Below are 3,270 nucleotides of genomic sequence, written 5' to 3'. Positions count from 1 at the left end.
TTTGGTGGCGAGCACCAGGTACGGGGCGTGCTGGTAGTCGCGCAGGTCCAGCACCTGGGCGATGTGCTCGTCCGGCTGGAACGCCATCAGGTTTGCCACGTGCTGGCCCTTGGCGTCGCGGCCGGCTTCCACGAGCTCGTACGCCTTGGCGCGGTAGACCCGGCCCAGGTTGGTGAAGAAGAGCAGCCAGTGGTGGGTGGTGGTGACGAAGAAGTGTTCGACGACGTCGTCGCCGCGCAGCTGCGCGCCCTTGATGCCCTTGCCGCCGCGCTGCTGCGAGCGGTAGTTGTCGCTGCGGGTGCGCTTGACGTAGCCGCCGCGGGTAATGGTGACGACCATTTCCTCCTCGGGGATCAGATCCTCGATGGACATGTCGCCGTCGTAGCCCAGCAGGACCTTGGTGCGGCGGTCATCGCCGTGCTTGGCCACGATCTCCGAGAGTTCGGTGCTGATGATCTCGCGCTGGCGCTCCTCCGAGGCCAGGATCGAGTTGTATTCGACGATCAGGGCCTCAAGTTCGGCGTGCTTGTCCTGGATCTTCTGGCGCTCCAAGGCGGCGAGCCGGCGCAGCTGCATGTCCAGGATGGCCCGGGCCTGCACCTCGTCGATGTCCAGCAGCTCCATCAGCCCGTCGCGGGCCGCTTCGGTGGTGGTGGACGCACGGATCAGGGCAATGACCTCATCGAGCGCATCCAGCGCCTTGAGAAGGGCCCGCAGGATGTGCGCTTCCTCCTCCGCCTTCCGCAGCCGGTACCGGGTGCGGCGGGCAATGACGTCCATCTGGTGCGTGACCCAGTGCCGGATGAAGGCATCGAGGCTGAGCGTGCGCGGCACGCCGTCGACGATCGCGAGCATGTTGGCGGCGAAGTTGTCCTGCAGCTGGGTGTGCTTGTAGAGGTTGTTCAGCACCACCTTGGCCACGGCGTCGCGCTTGAGCACGATCACCAGTCGCTGGCCGGTGCGGCCCGAGGTCTCGTCGCGGAGGTCGGCGATGCCGGAGATCTTGCCGTCCTTGACGAGTTCGGCGATCTTGATGGCCAGGTTGTCCGGGTTGGCCTGGTACGGCAGCTCGGTGACCACCAGGCACGTGCGGCCCTGGAGTTCCTCGACGTTGACCACGGCGCGCATCGTGATGGAGCCGCGGCCCGTGCGGTAGGCGTCCTCGATGCCCTTGTGGCCCAGGATCGTGGCGCCGGTCGGGAAGTCCGGTCCCTTGACGCGCTGGATCAGCTCTTCGAGCAGCTCTTCGCGGCTGGCGGTCGGGTTGGCCAAGTACCACTGCACACCGTCGGCGACCTCACGGAGGTTGTGCGGCGGGATGTTGGTGGCCATGCCGACGGCGATGCCCGAGGAACCGTTCACCAGCAGGTTCGGGAACCGGGCCGGCAGGATGGTCGGCTCCTGGTTCTTGCCGTCGTAGTTGTCCTGGAAGTCGACGGTTTCCTCGTCGATGTCCCGGACCATCTCCATGGCCAGCGGCGCCATCTTGGTTTCGGTGTACCGCGGGGCGGCCGCGCCGTCGTTGCCGGGCGAGCCGAAGTTGCCCTGGCCCAGTGCCAGCGGGTAGCGCATGGTCCAGTCCTGGATCAGGCGGACCAGGGCGTCGTAGATCGCGGTGTCGCCGTGCGGGTGGTACTGGCCCATGACCTCGCCCACCACGCGGGCACACTTGTTGAAGGAGCGTTCCGGGCGGTAGCCGCCGTCGAACATCGCATAGAGCACGCGGCGGTGGACGGGCTTGAGGCCGTCGCGGACATCCGGCAGGGCACGGCCCACGATCACAGCCATGGCGTAGTCGAGGTAGGAGCGCTGCATTTCGGTCTGCAGGTCCACCTGCTCGACGCGGTCGGTCAGTACGTCGCCATCGAGGATGGCGCCTTCAAGGACGGGCTCGGAGCCGGCCGGCACCTCTGGTGTTTCGTCACTCATAGTCTATATTTTCCGTTTCAGGTATATATCAGTCCGGGCATATTCGGGGCTTGACTGCCCTCTAGATGTCCAGGAACCGAACGTCCTTGGCGTTCTGCTGAATGAAGTTTCGGCGCGATTCAACGTCCTCGCCCATCAGGACCGAGAAGATCTGGTCCGCCGCCAGGGCATCGTCCATCGTCACCTGCAGCAGGGTCCGGTGGTCCGGGTCCATGGTGGTGTCCCACAGTTCCGTGTAGTCCATTTCACCGAGGCCCTTGTAGCGCTGAATGCCGTTGTCCTTGGGGATGCGGCGGCCGGCGGCCTGGCCCGAGAGCAGCTTCGCGTCGCGTTCACGGTCGCTGTAGACGTAGTCGTGCGGGGCATTGGACCACTTGATCCGGTACAGCGGCGGCTGCGCGAGGTAGACGTAGCCGTTTTCGATCAGCGGGCGCATGTAGCGGAACAGCAGCGTCATCAGCAGCGTCGTGATGTGCTGGCCGTCGACGTCGGCATCGGCCATGAGCACGATCTTGTGGTAGCGCAGCTTGGCGATGTCGAAGTCCTCGCCAATGCCGGTGCCGAATGCCGTGATCATGGACTGGACCTCCGCATTGCCGAGCGCCTTGTCCAGCCGGGCACGCTCGACGTTCAGGATCTTGCCGCGCAGCGGCAGGATGGCCTGGGTCTCCGGGTTGCGGCCGCGCTTGGCGGAGCCGCCGGCCGAGTCACCCTCCACGATGTAGACCTCGCACCTCTCCGGGTTCTTCGAGGAGCAGTCGGACAGCTTGCCGGGCATGCCGAAGGATTCCAGCGGGCTCTTGCGGCGGGCGTTGTCCCGGGCCTTCCGGGCGGCCATGCGCGCCTGGGCTGCGGAGATGGCCTTGCGGATGACGTCCCGGGCGGGGCCGGGGTTGCGCTCAAGCCAGTCGCCCAGGCCGTCGGTGACAACCCGCTGGACAAAGCCCTTGACCTCGGAGTTGCCGAGCTTGGTCTTGGTCTGGCCCTCGAACTGCGGTTCGGAGAGCTTCACGGAAATGACTGCCGTCAGGCCCTCGCGGATGTCGTCCCCGGTGAGGTTGTCTTCCTTTTCCTTGATGATGTTCTTCTCCCGCGCATAGCGGTTGATGAGTGAAGTCATCGCGGCGCGGAAACCCTCTTCGTGGGTGCCGCCCTCGTGCGTGTTGATCGTGTTGGCGTAGGTGTGGACGCTTTCGGAGTACGCGTTGGTCCACTGCATCGCCATTTCCAGGGCAATGTGCCGTTCCGTGTCCTCGGTTTCGAAGGCGATGACGTCCTCGTGGACCACATCAACCTTCTTGCCGGAGTTCAGGTGCTTGACGTAGTCCAGCAGGCCGTCGT

Annotated in this window: 2 protein-coding genes; both read right to left on the bottom strand. The window is 65.3% G+C overall.

What is annotated here, in order from left to right:
- Positions 1 to 1,929 (bottom strand): DNA gyrase subunit A (gene gyrA, locus LQV45_RS22340; protein ID WP_230008875.1); only part of this gene is annotated, 1,929 nt, incomplete at its 3' end.
- Between the two features lie 61 nt (positions 1,930 to 1,990).
- Positions 1,991 to 3,270, bottom strand: a 1,280-nt coding sequence (locus LQV45_RS22335; protein WP_230008874.1) for a toprim domain-containing protein, incomplete at its 5' end; no start/stop codon positions are given.

This window comes from Microbacterium sp. Bi128 (assembly GCF_918698205.1).
The sequence above is the reverse complement of the archived record's forward strand: the minus strand, read 5'-3'. Positions and strand labels throughout refer to the sequence as shown.